Raw genomic sequence first — 19,502 nt, forward strand, 5'->3', positions numbered from 1 at the left:
CGGCCCGCCCGTGCTGCCGGAGCGGCTGCGCACCAACCGGCTGCCCCTGGCCGGGGTGGCGCGACCCGGCGGGCGGCGTGGGGCGACCCTGCGGCCCGCGCTCGGGCTCGCGGCACTGCTCGTGTTCATGGTGCTGGTGTTCGTACTCACGGTGGGGAGCCGCTGAGATGGGATCGCTGATCGTCACCCTCGACGGGCGGGACGTCGAACTTTTTGAGGACCAGGTGCACTATCTGGTGCGCGACCAGGGGCGGCTAAAGATAAGCCCCACCCCGGCCGACGACGAGCCGACCCGACAGCTCGGCTACTTCGTCACCATCCTGGGCCGCTGGTTCTTCCACGCAGACAACGTCCCTGCCGCCCGGGTGCTGCGGATCGACGGGGGGCCGGTGACGAACGTGCGGCAGGAGTTGCACGCCGGCCGACCGACCATGCTCGGGCTCGCCTCGGACGTGCCGGCCGGGCCGGTTCGTCCCCGCGTTCCGGCGGCCCGCCCCGGCCCGTCCGGCCCCGCCGGTCCGGCGGCCCGCCCGCAGCGGCCCGGCCGGCAGGAGTCCCCGCCGCGCGGCGCCCGCCGGTACGTGATCGGCCGGGCGGGCACCGGCGCGGACATTCCCGTCGACGACCCGCTCGTGCGGGCCCGCCACGCCACTGTCCGCATCGACGGCCGGGGCCGCTGGTGGATCTCCGGCGAACTGTCCGTCGGCGGCGTCCGGCAGCTTTCGGCGACGCTGTTCGAGGGCGACGTCTTCGTCATCGGTCAGACCGTCATGACGGTGAGCCGGGACCTGCTGCCGGACGCGGCGCGGGTGCCCACCCCGCCTGGGGGCGTGCGGCCGACGGGTGCCGGGACGCGGCAGCGACCGACCACGGAGACCGGGCTCGCGATCCGCCTCGACCGGGTGACGGTGTACGGCGACAAGGGCCGCAAGCGCCTCGACGACGTTACCCTGGACATCGCCCCCGGGCAGGTCGTCGCGGTGGTGGGGCCGTCCGGCGCGGGCAAGTCCTCGCTGATCAAGGTGCTGATGGGCGAGCTGGCCGAGGACGAGGGCACGGTCCGGCTCGGCCCGGACGGCGGCGGGCGGACCCACCCGGAGCTGCGCCGCCGGCAGGTCCGGTACGTGCCGCAGGGTGACGAGGACCTGTTCGTGGCCCTCACCGCCCGGGAGACCCTGACCTACGCGGCGCGGCTGCGCTCGGCACCCGACACCTCCGCCCGCGAGGTGGCCGACCGGGTCGGCGACGTGCTGGGACGGCTCGGGCTGGACCAGCCGGCCGCCCTCGCGGACCTGCCGGTGGGAAAGCTCTCCGGGGGCCAGCGCCGCCGCGTCTCGATCGGCCTCGAACTCGTCGGCCGCCCCCAGCTCCTGCTGCTGGACGAGCCGACCAGCGGACTGGACCCCGGCAAGGACCGGGCCATCATGGCCGACCTGCGGGCAGTGGCCACCACCTACCACTGCACGGTGGTCATCGTGACGCACGCGACCGAGCACCTGAACCACGTCGACCGGGTGGTGGTCATCGCCCGGGGCGGCCGGGTCCGGGACGCCGGGCCCCCCGACCGGGTGCTGGCCACCCTCGGCCATGCGAGCTGGGCCGACCTGATGGTGGAACTCGACCACGAGCCGCCGGCCGGGCCGAGACGTCCGGGCGGGCCGGCCGGGCCGAGGCCCACCCGTACCGGCTCGTCCGCGCGGTGGCGGGTGGCGGGGCTGCCCACGCTGCTGCACCGGCAGTTCACCCTGACCAGGCGGCGCGGCCGGGGGTCCCAGGCGGTGCTCGTGGCGGTGCCGGTCCTGTGCACCCTGTTGGCTGTCGCGGCCTCCGGCAACGGGCTGCGACCCGGGACGGAGCTGGGACCGGTGCTGGCGATCCTGGTCACCGTTGCGGCGCTGACCGGGGCCTCGCTGACTTACCCGGACATCGTCGCCGATTCGGAGAAGCTGCGGCGGGACTGGCGGGTCGGGGTGGAGGCGCTGCCGATCGTCCTGTCGAAGGCGATCGTGCACAGCGCTGTCTGTGCCGTCCTCGCCGCCGTGGTGAGCGTGGTGTTCGCCGCGTTCCGGGAGCTGCCGCCCGGCGGGTACGGGATCCCGCCGTTCGCCATGTTCTACGGGATCGTCCTCCTCACCATGCTGGCGTCGATGGGGCTCGGCATGTTCATCTCGGCCTGCTCGCCGACCCTGGAGCGGGCGGTCACCTGGAGCACCCTGCTCGCCGTCTTCCAGGTGGCGCTCAACGGCACCCTGTTCCAGCTCAAGGGGATCTTCGGGCTGGCGACCGGTGTGCTCCCGGCGAGGCTCGGACTCGCGGCCGTCGCCTCGTACGTCGACCTCAACCGGTACCGCCGCCCGGCGCTGTTCACCGACCCGCTCTGGGCGGCGGGTGCCGGGCGGTTCTGGCTGCTCATCACGGCGATCGCGGTCGTCCTCGTGATCGCGGTCGTCGGTTCCGTGCGTGCCCTGCACCGGCGTTGGACCCGGTGACCGGTGGCCGCCCGGCGGGGCCGGGCCGCCGGACGACCACCGGGCGCGCCGGGTTCGGCCACCGGTCGACCCTCAGGCCAGCGGCTTGCCGCCGGTCACCCCGAGCACCTCGCCCGTGATGTAGCTCGACTCCTGCGAGGCGAAGAAGACGTACGCGGGGGCCAGTTCGGCGGGCTGCGCGGCCCGGCCCAGCGGGACGTCCCCGCCGAACGACTCGACCGCCTCCTCGGGCATGGTGGCCGGGATCAGCGGGGTCCACACCGGGCCCGGAGCCACGCAGTTGACCCGGATGCCCCGGTCGGCGAGGTTCTGTGCCAACCCCTTGGTGAAGTTCACGATGCCGGCCTTGGTGGTGGCGTAGTCCAGTAGCTGGGGGGAGGGCTGGTATGCCTGGATCGACGCGGTGTTGATGATCGTGGAGCCGGGTGCCAGGTGCGGCACCGCGGCCTTGGAGAGCCAGAACATCGCGTACAGGTTGGTCTTGAGGACCCGGTCGAACTGCTCGGTGGTGATGTCGGTGATGCCGCCCTCCCGGGCCATCTGGTGGGCGGCGTTGTTCACCAGGATGTCCAGCCCGCCCAGCTCGTCGACGGCCCGTCGGACGATCTCGATGCAGTGCTCCTCCTCGCGGATGTCGCCGGGCACGGTCACGACGGTGCGGCCGGCGGCGCGGACGAGGCGCGCGGTTTCCTCGGCGTCGTCCTTCTCCTCTGGCAGGTACGTGATCAGCACGTCCGCGCCCTCGCGGGCGAAGGCGACGGCCACGGCACGGCCGATTCCGGAGTCCCCGCCGGTGATGACGGCCCGCTTGCCGGTCAGCCGTCCGGTGCCCCGGTAGCTGTTCTCGCCGTGGTCGGGGGCGTCGGGCATCTTCCGGGTCTTCCCGGGGGCCGACTGCTGCCCGCCGGTCAGCTCGTCGGGGGTGGGGAACTGCTTCTGGGGGTCCTGCATGTCGTACTGGTCGTGCGTCACGGTCGTATCCCTTACTCCGGGGCCGGTGGTACGACAGTGACTTCCCCAGCCGGGCGTGCCTAACCACACCACATGATGACAATTGCCCTTCCCGGCCCGGCGGGCGACCAGCCAAGGGGCGGGGGCCACTGCTACCGCCGCGACAGGACCGCTACGGTGTCTCGTGTTCCGGACCGGGGCGAGGCTGTCCAGGTGGAACGGGGACGGGTCGACCGACGTAACGGCACGGACACACGTGGGGCACCGCGAGATGCCACTTCCGGGCCATGATGATCGTCGGTTGTCCGCGCACCGGTTCACGGACCTGACGGGAAGAAGACGATGACCGCCAGTACGAATGCTCCGAAAGTCAGCGTGGTGGTGCCGGCGTACAACTCCGGCCCGCACATCGAGAGGCTGGTCGCCTCTCTGTTGCGTCAGTCGTTGCCGCCGGGGCAGTTCGAAGCGGTCTTCGTCGACGACGGCTCCACCGACTCGACCGGGGCCCGCCTGGACGAGCTGGCCGCCGCGCACCCGCACATCCGCGTGGTGCACATCGAGAACTCCGGCTGGCCGTCCCGGCCGCGCAACGTCGGCGTCGCCAACGCCCGTGGCGAGTACGTCTTCTTCTCCGACGACGACGACTGGTTCGGCGACGAGGCCCTGGAACGCCTCTACGCGTACGCGGTCGAGAACGACGCGGACATCGTGATCGGCAAGATGGCCGGCCACGGGCGCTCGGTGCCGCGCGAGCTTTTCCGCAAGGACCGCCCGAACGCCACGTTGAACAACGCGCCGCTGATCGACAGCCTGACGGCGCACAAGCTGTTCCGCCGGTCCTTCCTCAACGAGCACGAGATTCGGTTCGTGGAGGAGAAGCGCCGGCTGGAGGACCACCTCTTCGTGGTCCGGGCGTTCCTCCTCTCCCGGCGCACCTCCGTGCTGTCGAACTACGTCTGCTACCACCACATCCGCCGCGAGGACGCCGGGAACGTGACGGCACAGGGGCTGGACCCGGCGGGCTACTACGCCAACCTGCGTGACGTGCTGGACGTCGTCGACGCGCACACCGAGCCGGGGCCGCTGCGCGACAAGCTGCACCGGCGCTGGCTGCGCAACGAGATGGTCAGCCGGCTGCGCGGCAAGCGGTTGCTCAAGGAACCGGCGGACTGGGTGGAGCAGGTGGCGCTGGAGTCCGGCAAGATCATTCGCGAGCGTTTCGCGCCGGGCGTCGCCGCCGGGCTCCCGCCGCTTCAGCGGGCGATCACGGCCCTCACCGCGCAGGACCGGATCGCCGGTTTGCGGAAGCTGGCCGAGTGGGAGGCGGGCGTCCGGGTCCAGGCCCGGGTCGAGGGCCACCAGTTGGACGGGACGGCCCTCACGGTCACCGTCACCGCGCACCTGGCCTCGGGCGGCAAGCCGGTCACCCTCACCCTCACCGACGGGCGCTACCAGATCGAACTTCCCGCCGACGTCGACCCGGACCTGCTCGACGTCACCGCCCGGCGGCCCATGGCGCGGCTCGACGTGGTGGCCCGGCGCAAGGAGGGCGGCGAGGAGTTCTTCCTGCCGGTCGAGCATCGGGTCGTCGACGAGCCGGTTCCCGGTGCCGGGCCCGGCCGGGTGCACTTCGTCCACCACGCCGTCGCCCGGGTCGACTTCGCCACCCTGAACTCGGGCCGGACCGAGGGCACCTGGCTGCTCAAGGCCCGGCTCACCGAGAACGGGTGGACCGAGGACGCGCGCCTCCCGCTGACCTTCCGGTGCGCCGCCGACGGCGCCGCGCCGGTGCGGGTGGCCGCCGAGGGGATGTCCGGCCTGCGTACCCGGCTGCGCCGGGTGGCCAAGCGCCTGCTGGGCCGCTGACCGGCGGATCGCCTGGGGTCGGGGCCTCCATCGGGTGAACCGATCCGCCGCGCACCGCGTAGTCATCGTCGGGACCGCGCGTTGCGGTGGCGAGGCGACGAGAGGACCATCATGCGGACCGATCAGCCGTACGGGCAGCGTGCGCTGCGCCGGGCCTGGGGGCTCACCCGGTCCCTGGCCATCTACCACGGCCAGCCCCACAAGCACCGCCGGGCGCTGGAGCTCTACCGCGAGTTCCTGCGGCCCGGGGACGTCGGCTTCGACATCGGCGCGCACGTCGGCGGCCGGGTGCGCACCTGGCGACGGCTGGGTGCGCGGGTGGTCGCGGTGGAGCCGCAACCCGACTGCCTGCGGGCCCTGCGCCTCTTCTTCGGTCGGGACCCGAACGTGACGATCGTGCCCGAGGCCGTCGGCGCGGACGCCGGGAGGGCGCGGCTGGCCCTGTCCACCGCCACCCCCACGGTCTCGACGCTGTCGACCGACTGGATCGAGTCGGTCACGGCGGACAGCAGCTTCTCCCGGGTCCGCTGGGACCACTCCGTCGAGGTGGACGTGATCACCCTCGACGACCTCGTCGCCGCCCACGGCGTACCCGCGTTTTGCAAGATCGACGTCGAGGGCTTCGAGGTCGACGTGCTGTCCGGGCTCAGCCGGCCGCTGCCCGCGCTGTCCTTTGAGTACCTCCCCCCGGCCCACGACGCGGCCCTCGCCGCGCTCGACATCGTCGAGCGGCTCGGCGGCCCGGCCGGCGGGTACCGCTACAACTATTCGCCGGTGGAGACGATGCGCTACGTCGGCGACGAATGGCTCGACGCGGCCGGGCTGGTGCGACTGCTTGAGCGAATCCGCCCGGCGGGCCGGTCCGGCGACGTCTACGCCCGCCTGCGCGCAGACTGAGCCGGGAGTCAGCGCAGGCGGCGGGCAAGTCCCAGGCTCCGGCCGGTCAACCGCTGGATCGATCCGTTCGGTGGAGCGGAGTCGGAGCCGACGGCGGAGCGTTCCGCCGCCGGGACGGTGTTCGATGGCGATCGGCCGGAATCCGGCGAGGCACAGGGTGGTGAGGCGGTTTCGTCTCTTACGTTGTCCTCGGCATGCCGGCGGGTGGACACTGCCGGGGCCGACCCGGTGGCGCGATGCGGGCGTTTACAGGGGGTTGTCTCGATGCGTGTTCGGAGCCGCGTCATCGCGGGTCTGGTGGCCGGGGCTGTCGTGTTGATCGGTCAACCGGTCATCGCGGCGGTGTCCGCCTGGCAGGCCGCGGGTCCTGCCGTCAAGGCGCTCGTCGTCGAGGTGCCGGGGCACTCCGGGCTGGTGCCCGGCACGCCGCGCAGCGACGTACCGAGAATCACCGACGGGGAGATCACCGATATCGAGGTGATCGGGAACCGGGTCTTCATCGCCGGCTCCTTCACCGGGATCGCCAACGTCGGCCAGAGCGCGCTCGCGCAGCGGTGGCTTGCCTCGTACAACATCGACACGGGCAAGGTGGACACCGGCTTCCGGCCGACGTTCGACGGGGCCGTCGATGCCGTGGAGGCGTCGCCGGACGGTTCGGCGCTCTACGTGACCGGGATGTTCAACACCGTCGGCGGCCTCACGAAGCGCAAGATCGCGCGGCTCAATCCGGTGACCGGCGCCCCGGTCGCCGGTTTCACCGCGCAGGGCAACGGGCGCGGGACCGCCCTGGCCGTGACCAACAACGCGGTGTACGTGGGCGGCCAGTTCACGAAGGTGAACAGCACGAACCGCGCCGGGTTGGCCGCGCTCAACCCGACCACGGGAGCCGTGGACGGCGGCTTCGACCTGCCCCTGTCCGGCGGCATCGGCGTCGGCGGCATGCTCACCGTGCAGCAGCTCAAGCTCACCCACGACGGCGGGAAGCTGATGGTGGTCCACACCGGCCGGCAGATCGCCGGTCAGGACCGCTACGGCGTCGGTCTGATCGACACCGCCACCAGGGCCCTCCTGCCCTGGCGCACCCGCCTGTGGGAGGACAACCTCTCCTTCGTCGGCGGCATTCAGCGGGCCTTCGGCGGGGACATCGCGCCGGACGACTCGTACTTCGTGGTCACCAGCGGCTCGGGTGGCGACCGTCCGCCGATCAACGACACCGCGATGGCGTTCCCGGTGGCCGGCGGCGACCACGTCGAACCGATCTGGATCTCCCGGCACTTCGACAGCATCTACTCGGTCGCCGTCACCGAGGCCGCCGTGTACGTCGGCGGCCACTTCAGCTGGCAGGAGTCGCCGACGGCCAACGTCCCGTGGCCCGGCCTGGACAACGTCGGCTACGGCACGGGCCAGGGCCTGAGCGGCTACGGCCTCGGCGACCAGGTGGTCCGCCGCGACCACCTCGGCGCGCTCGACCCGGCGACGGGCACCGCGCTGGAGTGGAACCCGGGGTCCAGCTCGTACGAGGGGGAGAAGGCGATGCTGGCCACCCCGCGTGGTCTCTTCGTCGGCGGCGACGGCAACACCAAGGGCGGCCTGCCGGTGGGTCGCGTCGGCTTCTTCGACCTGGGCCGGGTGCCGGCGCCCTCGGCGGTCGACACGACGATCGACACGCCCATCGAGGGACGGGTGAAGCCCGCCAACGGCTCGTTCAGGATCGAGGGCCAGGCGACCGCGCCGTCCGGCGTCGCCAAGGTGCAGATCGAGATCCAGAATCGGGGCTCGAAGAAGTACCTGCAGGACGACCTCGTGACGTGGGGCTCCTCCAACAGCATCCTGGCGACCCTGGCCAGCCCGAATGCCACCTCGACCATGTGGTCGCTGGCGGTCTCGCTGCCCGTTGGCGAGTACCAGATCCAGGCGAAGACCTTCGGGCGCAGCGGCGAGGCCGACACCACGAAGGCAGTCAAGAAGATCGAGACGTTCAGCTTCGACGATCTGCCCCCGGCGACGAAGATCGACTCGCCGGCCAGCGGCCTGATCGCCACGAAGAGCTTCGTGGCCACCGGCACCGCCACCGACGACAAGGGCGTCAACGCGCTGACGTACTCGTTCCGCACCCCGGACAACCACTACCTCCAGGACGACGGGACGGTCGCACCGGTCTACAACACGTTCCGCACCGAGCCGGACGTCGTCGGCGCGGTGTCGACCACCTGGCAGGTCGAGGTGACCCTGCCGACCGAGGGCGAGTGGCGGATGACCGCCACCGCCGTCGACTCCGCCGGCCAGAGCGACCTGAAGGGCGGGAACCGGGACTGGATCGTCTCGGAGAACGGGGTGGCGCCGACGGTGGCCATCACCGCTCCCGCCGCGATGACCCCGCCCACCGCCGCCGCGCCGCTCACCGTCGCCCCGGGCAGCCCGATCACCTTCTCCGGTACCGCCAGCGACGACGGCACCCTGAAGTCGGTCGAGATCTACCTGCGCAACACCACCACCCGCGAGTCGCTGGCCGCCGACGGCACGTGGGGCGCGGACGCGGTCGCGGCCTACCACCGGGTGTCGCCGACGAACCTGAACGCCGCGTCGTACAACTGGTCCTTCACCACCGTGGCGCTCACGCCGGGCATCTACGACTTCCGGGTACGCGCCACGGACAACCTCGGCCTGACCACGACGAACGCCAACCTGGGCAAGCTGAGCGTCACCGCCCAGGTGCCCGGCGACGCCTTCCCCAACGGCAAGCTGGACTTCACCGGCGTCGACCAGGACATCGAGAAGCTGCACCTCGACCTGGCCGGCAGCGCGACCGACGACAAGGGCGTGCAGGGCGTCCGGGTGGCGCTGCGTGACCTGGACACCGGCCGGTACGTGCAGCCCAACGGCACCATGGCGGCGAGCTTCGCCACGGTGAACGCCACGGTCGCCTCGCCCGGCGCGACGAGCACCACCTTCACCCTCTCGATCGACCTGCCGACGAAGGGCGAGTACAGCGTCGAGGCGTGGGCCGTCGACACGGCGGGCCAGCAGGACGGCTCGACGTCCGGGGCCACCGCCCGCTACCTCGTCTACCCGGGCGATCTCGACCCGCGGCTGGAGCCGAGCCTCAGCCCGCAGAACGGCGCAGTCTTCGCCGACTCGCGGATCGTGGTCACCGGGCGCGGGGTGGACGACGTCGGGATGCTGAAGGTGGAGGTGCAGATCGTCAACGGCGCGGGCCAGGGGATGAGCTCGTCCGGCGTGTTCGGTGCCGGCACCGCCCCGTGGATCTCGACGTTCCTCACCAGCCCGGGTTCGCCGGGGTCGAACTTCGCGTACACCTCGCCGGTGGTCCCGGCGGGCGCCTACACCGTCTCGGTCCGGGCGGTCGACAACTACGGGCAGCTCCAGCAGCCGCCGACCACCATGTCCGTGACCGTCAGCTGAACCGGGTCACCTGAGTCGATCGGCCGCCGGGTGCTGGCGACCACTCCCCATGCGGTCACGCCCGGCGGCGGGCGACCAGGACGGCGTCGTGGTTGGTGACGTCGCGGCCCTCCGGGTCGACCGTGGCGCGGGGTCGGGTCTCGGCGGTAAGCACGTGCCAGGCGGCGGGGTCGAGGGCGGACGCCACCTCCTCGGCGGTGTACATCGCGTCCGGGAAGTGCATCCGGTGGGCGCTGGTGCGCAGGTCGCGCGGGTGGTGCCCGACGATCAGCAGGGTTCCGCCCGGGGTGACCGCCGCGGCGAGCCGCGCGAACAGTTCCCGCCGCGCCTCGGACGGCAGGTGCATGAACTGCGCCGACACCAGGTCGTACGCGCCCTCGGCGGGCGGCTGGTCGCGCAGGTCGGCGTGGAGCCATTCGATGCGGTCGGCGACCTGAGGGCCCGCCGCCGCGGCGTGGGCGGCGGCCCGCTCCAGGGCTGTGGTGGAGATGTCGACGGCCGTGACCCGCCAGCGCCGTTCGGCGAGCCAGGCGGCGTCGGCGCCCTCGCCGCAGCCGACGTCGAGCGCCCGGCCGGCGGGCAGTCCGGCCGCCTCCGCGACGAGCTGAGGGTTGGGGCGGCCACTCCACACCGCCGTCCGGGCGCGGTAGCGCTCCTCCCAGGCGGCCTCCTCGAACATCGTGCGCATCCGGTGCCGGTAGGCGTCCACGGCGGCGCGGCCCTCCTCGGCGACGAGGTCGGCGTTGATCGCCGCTCCGGCGGCCAGGCCCGCCGCGGCGGCCACGATGACCTGGGCGCGTACGTCGGCCACGTTGCCGGCGACCCACACGCCGGGCACGGCGGTGGCACCGGTCGGGTCGGCGGGCACCTGGCTGCCGATCACCTGCCCGCCGAACTCCACGTCGACCGGCTTGCACCCGAGCGACTCCAACACCTGAGCGCGGGCGGTGAACCGGGGCGCGACGACCACCGCGTCGAGCGCGACGATCTCACCGGAGGCCAGGCGTACCCCGGTCAGGGTGTCGCCGGCCACCTCGACTCTCTCGACCGGGCCCTCCACGACGGCGATCTCGCGCGCGGCGAGCCGTTCGGTCTCCTCGGGGCCGAGCGTCGCGCCGTGCAGCAGGAGCAGCACGTCCGGGCTCCACTGCCGCCACAGGTCTGCCTGATGGGCAGCCGTCGGCCCGGTGGCCAGGACCCCGATGCGCCGGTCCCGGACCTCCCAGCCGTGGCAGTACGGGCAGTGCAGCACGTCGCGCCCCCAGCGCTCGGCCAACCCCGGCAGGTCGGGCAGCTCGTCGACGAGCCCGGTCGTCACCAGCAACCGCCGTGCCCGCACCTCGCGCCCGCCGTCCAGCGTCACGACGAAGCCGGTGCCCTCCCGGGACGCGGCCTCGGCCCGGCCGGCGATGATCTCGCCGCCGTAGCGGGTCACCTCGTCGCGCCCGGCCCCCATCAGCTCGGCCGGCGGCGTGCCCTCCCGGGTCAGGTAGTTGTGCACGTGCCCGGCCGGCGCGTTGCGCGGCTGCCCGTCGTCCACCACCAGCACCGACCGCCGTGCCCGGGCGAGGGCCAGCGCCCCGCTCAGCCCGGCGGCGCCCCCGCCGACCACCACCACGTCGTACGTCCCGTCCACCGGATGCCTCCTCCGCTCGTCGTGGGTCCACCGTGTCGCACGATCTGCCGATCCGACAAACAATGTTGCCGGAACGGCAAAGAGTCGGCTGGTGGGTCGGGGTTGCGGGACCTCTTTACCTAGAACTACTATGCATTGCAGTTCTAGGGATAGGTGGTCGAATGCACATCACCAAGGACCTCGTCGCCGCCTCGGCGACACCGCTCGTGCTGGGGATCCTCGCCGAGGGCGAGAGCTACGGCTACGCGATCCTCAAACAGGTCAACGAGCTGTCGGGCGGGCAGCTGGAGTGGACCGAGGGGCTGCTCTATCCGCTGTTGCACCGGCTGGAGCGGCTCGGCCACGTCGAGGCGTACTGGCAGGCCCCGGCCGGGGGGCGCCGCCGCAAGTACTACCGCATCACCGACCAGGGCCGGGCCGAGTTCGCCGAGCAGCGCCGCCAGTGGGCCGCGGTCGTCGACACCCTGCGGGGCGTCTGGGACACGGCCCGGTCCGTCAACCCGATCGCGGCACCGGCATGGGAGGCGGGACGATGACCCTCGACAGCGACAGCGACAGCGACAGCGACCTGGAGGCCCAGATCGCGCAGTGGCGGGCCTACACGCGTCGCCGCCGGGAGCTGCACCACACCGACACCGAGGAGCTGGAGGACCACCTGCGCAGCCGGATCACCGAGCTGGTCGAGGCGGGCCTGCGGACCGACGAGGCGTTCCTGATCGCCGTCAAGCGCATGGGCAGCCTCGACGAGTTGTCGCGGGAGTTCGCCCGCGAGCACTCCGAGCGGCTGTGGAAGCAACTTGTGCTGCCCGGAGAGCCGGACGCGCCCGCCGCCGCCCGCACCCGGCGCGAACTGCCCGTCATGGTGCTCTGCGCGGTCGTCGCGGCGCTCGCGATCAAGGTGCCGGGCTGGTTCGGGTTCGACCTGGCCAACGACGACGACGCCGGCTTCTACGCCCGCAACCTGAGCCTCTTCTCGCTGCCGGCGCTGGCCGCGTACTTCGCCTGGCAACGCCGCGTCGGTGCCCGCGTCATCGGGGTGCTCGCGGCGCTGTTCGTCCTCGGCGCGGTCGCCGCGAACGTGTACCCGCTCGCCGATGACTCGCAGTCCTTCGTGCTCACGGTCATCCACCTACCGCTCGCGCTGTGGCTGGTCGTCGGCGTCGCCTACGTGGGCGGTGACTGGCGCTCGGACCGGCGACGGATGGACTTCATCCGGTTCACCGGCGAGTGGCTGATCTACCTCAGCCTCCTCGGCCTGGGTGGCGGCGTGCTCACAGCCTTCACCGCCGGCACCTTCCGGGCCATCGGCATCGATGCCGAGGGCTTCATCACCTCGTGGCTGCTGCCGTGCGGCGCCATGGCCGCGGTCGTCGTGTCGGCGTGGCTGGTGGAGGCCAAGCAGAGCGTCATCGAGAACATGGCCCCGGTGCTGACCCGCGTCTTCACGCCGCTGTTCGCCGCCACCCTGCTGGCCTTCCTGGTCGCCATCGTCTGGACCACCAACGGCATCGACGTCGAGCGCGACGTGCTCATCCTCTTCGACCTGCTGCTCGTCGTCGTGCTGGGCCTGCTGCTGTACGCCATCTCCGCCCGCGACCTCGCGGCCCGGCCCGGCCTGTTCGACCGCCTTCAACTGGCGCTCGTCGTCAGCGCCCTGATCATCGACGTCCTGGTGCTGCTGGCCATCACCGGCCGGATCACCGAGTGGGGCTTCAGCCCCAACAAGACCGCGGCGCTGGGGGAGAATCTCGTCCTGCTGACCAACCTGGCCTGGTCGGCGTGGCTGTTCCTCAGCTTCGTCCGTGGCCGCACGCCGTTCGCCCGCCTGGAACGGTGGCAGACCCGCTACCTGGCCGTGTACGCGGGATGGGCCTGGATCGTCGTCCTCGCCTTCCCGCTCGTTTTCGACTTCGCCTGAAGCTTGAAGCCCGGGTCCCGGCCACCGCACGGTGGCCGGGACCCGGGCTACGGCGTCCAGCGGACGTCGGGGTTCACGCGACCGGTCCAGTTGAAGATGGCCATGTTGTCCCACTGGTTGCCGGTGCCGTTGATGTTCGCCGGGTCCCAGCCGTTGCCGGGGACGGCGTACCAGGTCGGCTCCCAGTAGAAGACGCCGATGGCGCCGGCGTCGCGGGCGGTGTTCTGCACCCAGGCGAACTCGGTGGCCTGCCCGCTCCAGCTTGCGGGATGGCCGGCGCAGGGCTCGGTGCCGTTTACCGAGTTCGGCTCGCCGTCGGCGTTCGCGGCAGTGAACGGGTACGCCGTCTCGGTGAGGACGACGGGCCTGCCGTACCGGGACCGCACGTCGGTGATGACGTTGTACAGGTTGGCCAGCGTGCCGTGCCACATGCAGTAGTAGGACAGGGCGGTCAGGTCCCACCGGACGCCCTTCGCCGCGATCCCGTCGTAGAACCAGCGCGCGTTGGCCATGCTGTCCGCGTTGGCGGTGTGGATGATCACCTGGGTGCCGCTGTCGCACTGCTTCGTCGCCTGGTAGCCGGCCTTGAGCAGCAGGCTGAGGTTGGTGAAGTCGTTGTTGACGACCCTGCCGTCGTTCCACAGCATGCCGACGTTGATCTCGTTGCCGATCTGGACGCTGTCCGGCGTGGTGCCCTGCGCCTTCAGGCTGGAGCAGACGTCGTAGGTGTAGTTGTGGACGTCGGTCTGTAGCTGGCCGATGCCGTGGTTCGCCCAGGCGGCGGGCTTGTACTGCTTGCCGGGATCGGCCCAGGTGTCCGAGTAGTGGAAGTCGATCATCAGCTTGAGGCCCCTGGCCTTGACCGCCCGCGCGTACGCCAGCACCCGGGCCTTGTTGTTCCAGCCGCTGACGGGGTTGTTCCAGACGCGGAGCCGGACGTAGTTGACGCCGAGGCCCATTAGGATGTCGAGCGGGTCCCGCGCGGTCCCGCCGGCGTCGTAGTACCGCGCGCCGAGGTCCAGGCTGCGCTGCACCGAGGAGACGTCCGCGCCCAGCATGGTCAGCGTGTTCGCGGCCGACGCCGGTGTCAGCGGCGTGAGCAGGGCGACCAGCGTGAGGAGCGCGGCGCCCCAGGCCCGCAGGACGCGGCGGTGCGGAGTCATCCCCGACCTCCTCGGTGGCAGGCGCGGGGCCGAGGCCCGGCATCGGACAGGCTTTAATAGATGTTTATGTATACCACAGTCGGGTCGGTCGCCCGGGGTGCCGTGGTCAGTGCTGCTGTCCCGGGTGGTCGTCCGTCGCCGGCGTCGACCGGTGTGCCTGGTCGGCCGGGCTCACCGTGAACGGATGCCGCAGCCGTTGCATCGCCTCCTCGCTGCCGTCGAAGGTCACGCCCTGTTCGTCGAGCCCGTTGGCCGCCGGCGGGGTGAGGAACAAGGCCGATGGGCCATCACCATGAGAAGTCATGCGGGATTCCTGTTTCTGCTGAGGGAGAGCCTGGGTGGCCGCGGGGGGTCGTGCCGCGATTCCAGTCGGCGTTCGCACTGACGCCCGGTCACGGTGCCCGATCGCGGAGGACCGCCTGCCGACACCGCCACCCAAACCATACCCGGGTTGCCCCCCGACCGGTCGCCGCCGGCAAGGTCACCACGGTCAACTCGGCGAATCTCCCACGGTGGTGGCGGACGCCCGGCCCTCCTGTCGGGCCCGTTCGAGCAGCAGGGCGAGCCGCCGCCGACGCCGCCGACGGGCCATCCGAAGCGCCAGGGCGGCCGTCGTGAGGCCGACCACCACGCCCAACTGCGGCCACGGCACCGCCCAGACCGTCACGGTGACCGTGGCCGACCCGGCCTCGGCGATGGCCCCGCCGCCGAGCGCCGCCGGAGTCACCGCCACGGTCGTCCGCAGCGGGCCCAGCCCCCAGACACCGCCGACGCGGGCCTGGGCCGTGCGGCTGCCGCCGGGCAGCAGCTCCTCGACGTCGACCGTGGTGTCCCGCCCGGCGAGGCCGAACAGTTCCGACACGGTCACCCGGCCTTTGCCGGACGCCCAGACGTTGCCGTCGTTGGCCACCGCGTACCGGACCCGGATCGTGCCCGGCGAGAACGGGTTCCAGGAGTGGGCGTACGTGGCGGTGAGGTCGTCGATCGCCAGGGCCGCCGTGGCCGTGCCGCTGGCGCGCAGCATGACCCGGAAGCCGACCCGGCTCTCGATGGCGACCGTGCCGCCGGTGCTGGTGACCGACGCCGCGATGCCCGCCGGGTGGTCGCCCGGCGTGGCGTCCCGGGGCACGGTGATGGTGAAGGGCACCACCTTCGTCTCGTTCGCGCCGACGGTGACCGTGCTCCGCACCGCGATCCAGGTGCCGCCGTCCTTCGACGCCTCGCCCGAGGGCAGCATGTTGAAGCGGCCCTTGTCGGTGAGGTAGCCGTCGGCGGCCTGGAGTCGGAAGACCGCGGCGCTGTCGCTGAAATTGCGCACGGCCAGGTGCTCCGTCACCACCTGCCCGGGATCGAGCGTGCGCTCGATCCACCGCCGACCGTCCGGGCCGTCCGGGTTGGCCGGCTGCACCGCCCAGGTCAGCTTCGGTGCGGCGGGTTCCGCGCCGGCGCCGGTGGGCGCGACCGGTACGGTGACGAGCACCGCGGCCAGCACGGCGAGCAGCCTCGGCAGCGCCTGCGGCGCGGAACGGATCATCGGGTGTCCTTCGGCGGCGGGGTGCGGGGTGGGGCCGCTGCAACCGGCCCCACCCCGCGCGTGATCATTCGAACAGGGACAGGGTCAACGTCGAGGTGTACGCGCCCGCGGCGACGTCCGCCGGGGTGCGCAGGTACAGGTCGGCGTTGACGGAGTACGAGTCACCGGCGACGGCGCCGGAGTCGTACGTCGACATCAGCAGCTCCTGGTCCGCCAGGCCGACATTGTTGCCGGGCTGGGTCGGCTCGTCCAGGACGGTTACGACCTCGTCACCTTCGGTGACCGATCCGCTGGTGCCGCCGTCGATCAGCCGCGGCTTCCAGCCGAGGTGACCGGCGCTGATCGGTGCCTGTCCGCCGTTGCTGACGAAGTCGCTCGCGCTGCCGACCACGGCCCAGGCCGCGCCGGCCGGCACCTCGTCGGCGGTACGGGTGTCGGTGACCGTCACCGTCGGCAGGGTGCCGACGAACTGGCGGACCAGCAGGGTCGAGCCGTCCTCGGCCAGCGCGACGGAGTCGCCCGCGACCGACAGGGCGAGCACGCCCGGCTCCCGGATCTCCTCGATGTCGACCGTCACCCGTACGTCGGCACCGTCACCGTCCTCGGCCATCGCGGGTGACGGCAGCGCCGTCGTCCCGGCCAGGAGGGCAGCCGCGGCACCCGCCGCGAACAGCCGCTTACGCTTCCAAGTGTTCATGCGATCTCCGTTGACGTCTGTGGTTGATGGGGGTCGGTGACTATCCGCCGCAGCTGATGGCGGGGTGGGTGGCGGTGGCGACGGTGGTCACGGTGGTGCCGTCGATGGTGCCGGTGGCTCGGACGGTGGCGGTGCCGGCGGCGACGGAGGTCGCGCGGGTGTTGAAGGACTGGTAGGCGTTGGCGCCGGGTGCGACGCCGGTGAACGTCCGGGTGCCGTGGGCGGTTTCCAGGGTGATGTCGACGGGTGCGTTGTGGCCGTTGTGCGCCTGCACCGCGACGTACGCCCGGGCCCCGACGCACCGCGCCTGCGCGCTCGCCGTCACCGGCAACTCGGGCTGACCGGCCGCGGCCTCGAACTTCCAGGAGTCGATCTCGAAGAGGTCCGCCCCGGCGGGGCCGGAGTAGGTGAAGTAGACGTCGTGCACGCCGCTGACGCCGCTGATCGCGGCGGAAACCTCGGCCCACCCGCCGACCGGCGCGTCGACCGGGACCGTGCCGACCACGGGACCCGCGACGTCGTCCAGGCGCACCTGGATGCGGCCGCCGGCGGCCAGCGCCCGCACCTTCGCCGTCACGCTGGCGACGCCGTCGGTGCCGAAGTCGACGGACGACAGCGCCGTCCAGTCACCGTTGTCGATGTCACGCACCACCAGGTTCGGCGCCGAGGTGCCGAACTGGGCGGAGGCGCCGTCGACCTTCGCGGTCGCGATGCCCTTGCTCCAGCCGAAGGTCTCCGCCTCGAAGACGCGGTACGGGTCGAAGTTCCTGACCTGGTTGACGCCGGCGTAGGTGCCCACGACCTGCTGAATCGTGCCGTCCGGGTTGAAGGCCAGCTCCTGGATGTGCGGGCTGCGGTACCCCTGGGTGGTGTTGCCGTTGATGCGCTTGTTGAGCGTCGGGGCATGGTAGGTGAAGTAGTACTTGCCGCCGAACTCGAACACCGACTGGTGGTTGTTGCCACCGGTGCCGGCGCCGAAGAACTGCGACTGGTTCGGGAACAGCACGCCCGCGTAGGTCTCCTTCGGCCACGACATCGGGTTGTCGGAGATCAGGTAGCCGATCTGGCCGCCGCCGGGGTAGCCGGGCAGCGGCGTCTGGTTGCCGCCGAAGTCGGGTCCGCCGAAGTGCGACGAGTACGACAGGTAGTACTTGCCCGCGCGCTTGAAGACCTGCGCCGCCTCGAAGGAGACCGGGGTGTCGACCACCACGGCCGACCCCTGGGTCGAGATCATGTCGCCACCGAGCTTGATCGCCCGGATGTTCTTCGGGTTGTTGAAACGCTCGGCAGCCGGCATGTTCGTCGAGGCGGGGCCGCCACCGAAGTAGAGGTAGGCCTGGCCGTCGTCGTCCACCAGCGGAGCCGGGTCGAACTTCCACGCGACGTCCTCGGCGCCGGGGGTGCTGCCGTTGATCAGCGTGCTCGTGCGCTCGCTGGTCCACGGGCCCAGCGGCGACTCACCGGTGATCACGTTGCTCGAACCGCCGCCGTTGGCGTAGTAGAGGAAGAACTTCTCCTTGCCGTTCACCGTCTTCTTGGCCATGCCGGGCGCCCACGAGTTGCCGGTGAACGGCGCCACGCCGTTCGGGCCCGCGACCTGGATCTCGCCGTGGTCCGTCCAGTTCACGAGGTCCTCGGAGGAGATCAGCGTGATCTGGTTGATGCTGCCGTAGTTGATGCCCGGCGAGACACCCGTGACCGGGTCGGGGGCGTAGCCCTGGGTGTCGTTGGTCATGTACAGGTACACCCGGCCGCCGTGCACGAAGCCGAAACCGTCGGCGCCGAACTTGTGCCCGATCAAGGGGTTGTGCTCACCGGGCAGCTTGCCGACCACCTCGATGGTCTTCGACGGCGGCGGGGGCGGTGCCGCCCCGACCACCGACACGTCGTCGAGCTTGAAGTCCATGAGGTGCACATCCGGGCTGGTGGCCGGCGCGCTCGTCCACGGCGTCTCGAAGAACAGCCGCGCCGTCGACACGTTCTGCACCGCCGGGATCGTGAACGTCCCGTTGAACTGCGCCCACTGGCCCTTCGTCGCGACCACGCTGACCAGGTTGGTGTAGGTGGACCCGCCGTAGTGCATGGTGGCGAAGAACTGCTTCGTCGCCGGCCCGTTCGCGTTCTCGTACTTCACGCGGGCCGTCAGGGCATAGGTCTGCCCGGCCTGCACCTTGCCGCTGAGATCCTGCATCGGTCCGGACCCGGTCGTCGCCCGGCCGGTGACGAGCGCTGCGCCCGAACCGGAGTACGCGTCCGAGGTCGACGACAGCACCGCGCTGTCGCTCGAGTTGCCGTTGTTCACGAACCAGTCGGCGACGCCGGCCTCGAATCCTCCGTTGACGATGAGGTTCTGGTCGGCGGCCTGGACCGGCGCCGACGTGGCGACCAGCCCTGCGGCCAGCATGGCGCCGATCGCCGCGATCGCCGTGGCCCGTCGCCGGGTAGTCCCTCGCAAGCGTTGTCTCACTCGGTGCTCTCCTTACTGCTCTGACGTGCACTGTGGGTTACCGGGCCCTGCTCTGGGCCGGTGGGACGGTTGGCCCGCGGTCGGGGCGGTCTGCTCGACGCGGCCGGGTCGAGGCGCGGCAGACGGCTCGGCCCGGCCGCTGGGAAGAGGCCGGCGACGTTCCGGGGCGGGCTACCCGCCGCAGCTGATGGCGGGGTGGGTGGCGGTGGCGACGGTGGTCACGGTGGTGCCGTCGATGGTGCCGGTGGCTCGGACGGTGGCGGTGCCGGCGGCGACGGAGGTCGCGCGGGTGTTGAAGGACTGGTAGGCGTTGGCGCCGGGTGCGACGCCGGTGAACGTCCGGGTGCCGTGGGCGGTTTCCAGGGTGATGTCGACGGGTGCGTTGTGGCCGTTGTGCGCCTGCACCGCGACGTACGCCCGGGCCCCGACGCACCGCGCCTGCGCGCTCGCCGTCACCGGCA

13 protein-coding genes and 1 pseudogene are annotated in these 19,502 nt (G+C 71.8%); 6 read left to right on the forward strand and 8 right to left on the reverse strand.

Features of this window, described 5'->3' with window-relative positions:
• Window positions 1-167: 167 nt before the first annotated feature.
• On the forward strand, window positions 168-2,489 hold the full coding sequence (locus E1258_RS15820) for an ATP-binding cassette domain-containing protein (protein ID WP_132401471.1): 2,322 nt from the start codon (window positions 168-170) through the stop codon (window positions 2,487-2,489).
• A gap of 72 nt (window positions 2,490-2,561) precedes the next feature.
• Here E1258_RS15820 and E1258_RS15825 read toward each other — a convergent pair whose 3' ends face one another.
• Window positions 2,562-3,461: an SDR family oxidoreductase gene (locus E1258_RS15825; RefSeq protein WP_132401474.1), complete on the reverse strand. Its 900-nt coding sequence runs from the start codon at window positions 3,459-3,461 to the stop codon at window positions 2,562-2,564.
• Window positions 3,462-3,782: 321 nt separating this feature from the next.
• Between E1258_RS15825 and E1258_RS15830 the strand changes: the two genes are divergently transcribed.
• The 3 genes from E1258_RS15830 (at window position 3,783) to E1258_RS15840 (ending at window position 9,626) form a co-directional block, all read left to right on the forward strand.
• The gene (locus tag E1258_RS15830) at window positions 3,783-5,306 is read left to right on the forward strand and encodes a glycosyltransferase family 2 protein (protein ID WP_132401477.1); all 1,524 of its coding nucleotides are present in this window, start codon (window positions 3,783-3,785) and stop codon (window positions 5,304-5,306) included.
• 111 nt (window positions 5,307-5,417) lie between these two features.
• Window positions 5,418-6,203, forward strand: coding sequence for an FkbM family methyltransferase (locus tag E1258_RS15835; protein ID WP_132401480.1), 786 nt, complete (start codon window positions 5,418-5,420; stop codon window positions 6,201-6,203).
• Between the two features lie 264 nt (window positions 6,204-6,467).
• Entirely contained in the window at window positions 6,468-9,626 is a 3,159-nt protein-coding gene (locus tag E1258_RS15840) for an Ig-like domain-containing protein (RefSeq protein WP_132401483.1), read from the forward strand.
• 55 nt (window positions 9,627-9,681) lie between these two features.
• Here E1258_RS15840 and E1258_RS15845 read toward each other — a convergent pair whose 3' ends face one another.
• Window positions 9,682-11,262 (reverse strand): bifunctional NAD(P)/FAD-dependent oxidoreductase/class I SAM-dependent methyltransferase, encoded by a 1,581-nt coding sequence (locus tag E1258_RS15845; protein WP_132401486.1) that lies wholly within the window; start codon window positions 11,260-11,262, stop codon window positions 9,682-9,684.
• 161 nt (window positions 11,263-11,423) lie between these two features.
• On the opposite strand from E1258_RS15845, the gene E1258_RS15850 reads away from it, so the two are divergent.
• Window positions 11,424-11,798 (forward strand): PadR family transcriptional regulator, encoded by a 375-nt coding sequence (locus E1258_RS15850; protein WP_132401489.1) that lies wholly within the window; start codon window positions 11,424-11,426, stop codon window positions 11,796-11,798.
• The gene (locus tag E1258_RS15855; protein ID WP_243715485.1) at window positions 11,795-13,180 is read left to right on the forward strand and encodes a permease prefix domain 1-containing protein; all 1,386 of its coding nucleotides are present in this window, start codon (window positions 11,795-11,797) and stop codon (window positions 13,178-13,180) included. Before E1258_RS15850 ends, E1258_RS15855 begins: the two co-directional genes overlap by 4 nt.
• 47 nt (window positions 13,181-13,227) lie before the next feature.
• On the opposite strand, the gene E1258_RS15860 is transcribed toward E1258_RS15855, so the two are convergent.
• The 6 genes and pseudogenes from E1258_RS15860 to E1258_RS33360 all read right to left on the reverse strand — a co-directional run.
• Window positions 13,228-14,343 (reverse strand): glycosyl hydrolase 53 family protein, encoded by a 1,116-nt coding sequence (locus E1258_RS15860; RefSeq protein ID WP_207919584.1) that lies wholly within the window; start codon window positions 14,341-14,343, stop codon window positions 13,228-13,230.
• A 106-nt stretch (window positions 14,344-14,449) separates the two neighbouring features.
• Window positions 14,450-14,647 carry a hypothetical protein gene (locus E1258_RS15865; protein ID WP_132401497.1) on the reverse strand — a complete coding sequence of 66 codons (198 nt, stop codon included), beginning with the start codon at window positions 14,645-14,647 and terminating at the stop codon, window positions 14,450-14,452.
• A 186-nt stretch (window positions 14,648-14,833) separates the two neighbouring features.
• The gene (locus tag E1258_RS15870; protein ID WP_132401500.1) at window positions 14,834-15,877 is read right to left on the reverse strand and encodes a hypothetical protein; all 1,044 of its coding nucleotides are present in this window, start codon (window positions 15,875-15,877) and stop codon (window positions 14,834-14,836) included.
• A gap of 64 nt (window positions 15,878-15,941) precedes the next feature.
• Window positions 15,942-16,574 (reverse strand): hypothetical protein, encoded by a 633-nt coding sequence (locus tag E1258_RS15875; RefSeq protein WP_007074317.1) that lies wholly within the window; start codon window positions 16,572-16,574, stop codon window positions 15,942-15,944.
• Between the two features lie 40 nt (window positions 16,575-16,614).
• Complete coding sequence (locus E1258_RS15880; protein WP_132401503.1) at window positions 16,615-19,041, reverse strand: family 43 glycosylhydrolase; 2,427 nt, start codon at window positions 19,039-19,041, stop codon at window positions 16,615-16,617.
• A 171-nt stretch (window positions 19,042-19,212) separates the two neighbouring features.
• Window positions 19,213-19,502: pseudogene (locus tag E1258_RS33360) on the reverse strand (carbohydrate-binding protein); the annotation flags it as partial.

Origin of the sequence: Micromonospora sp. KC207 (genome assembly GCF_004348615.1) — a bacterium.
Lineage (GTDB): Bacteria > Actinomycetota > Actinomycetes > Mycobacteriales > Micromonosporaceae > Micromonospora.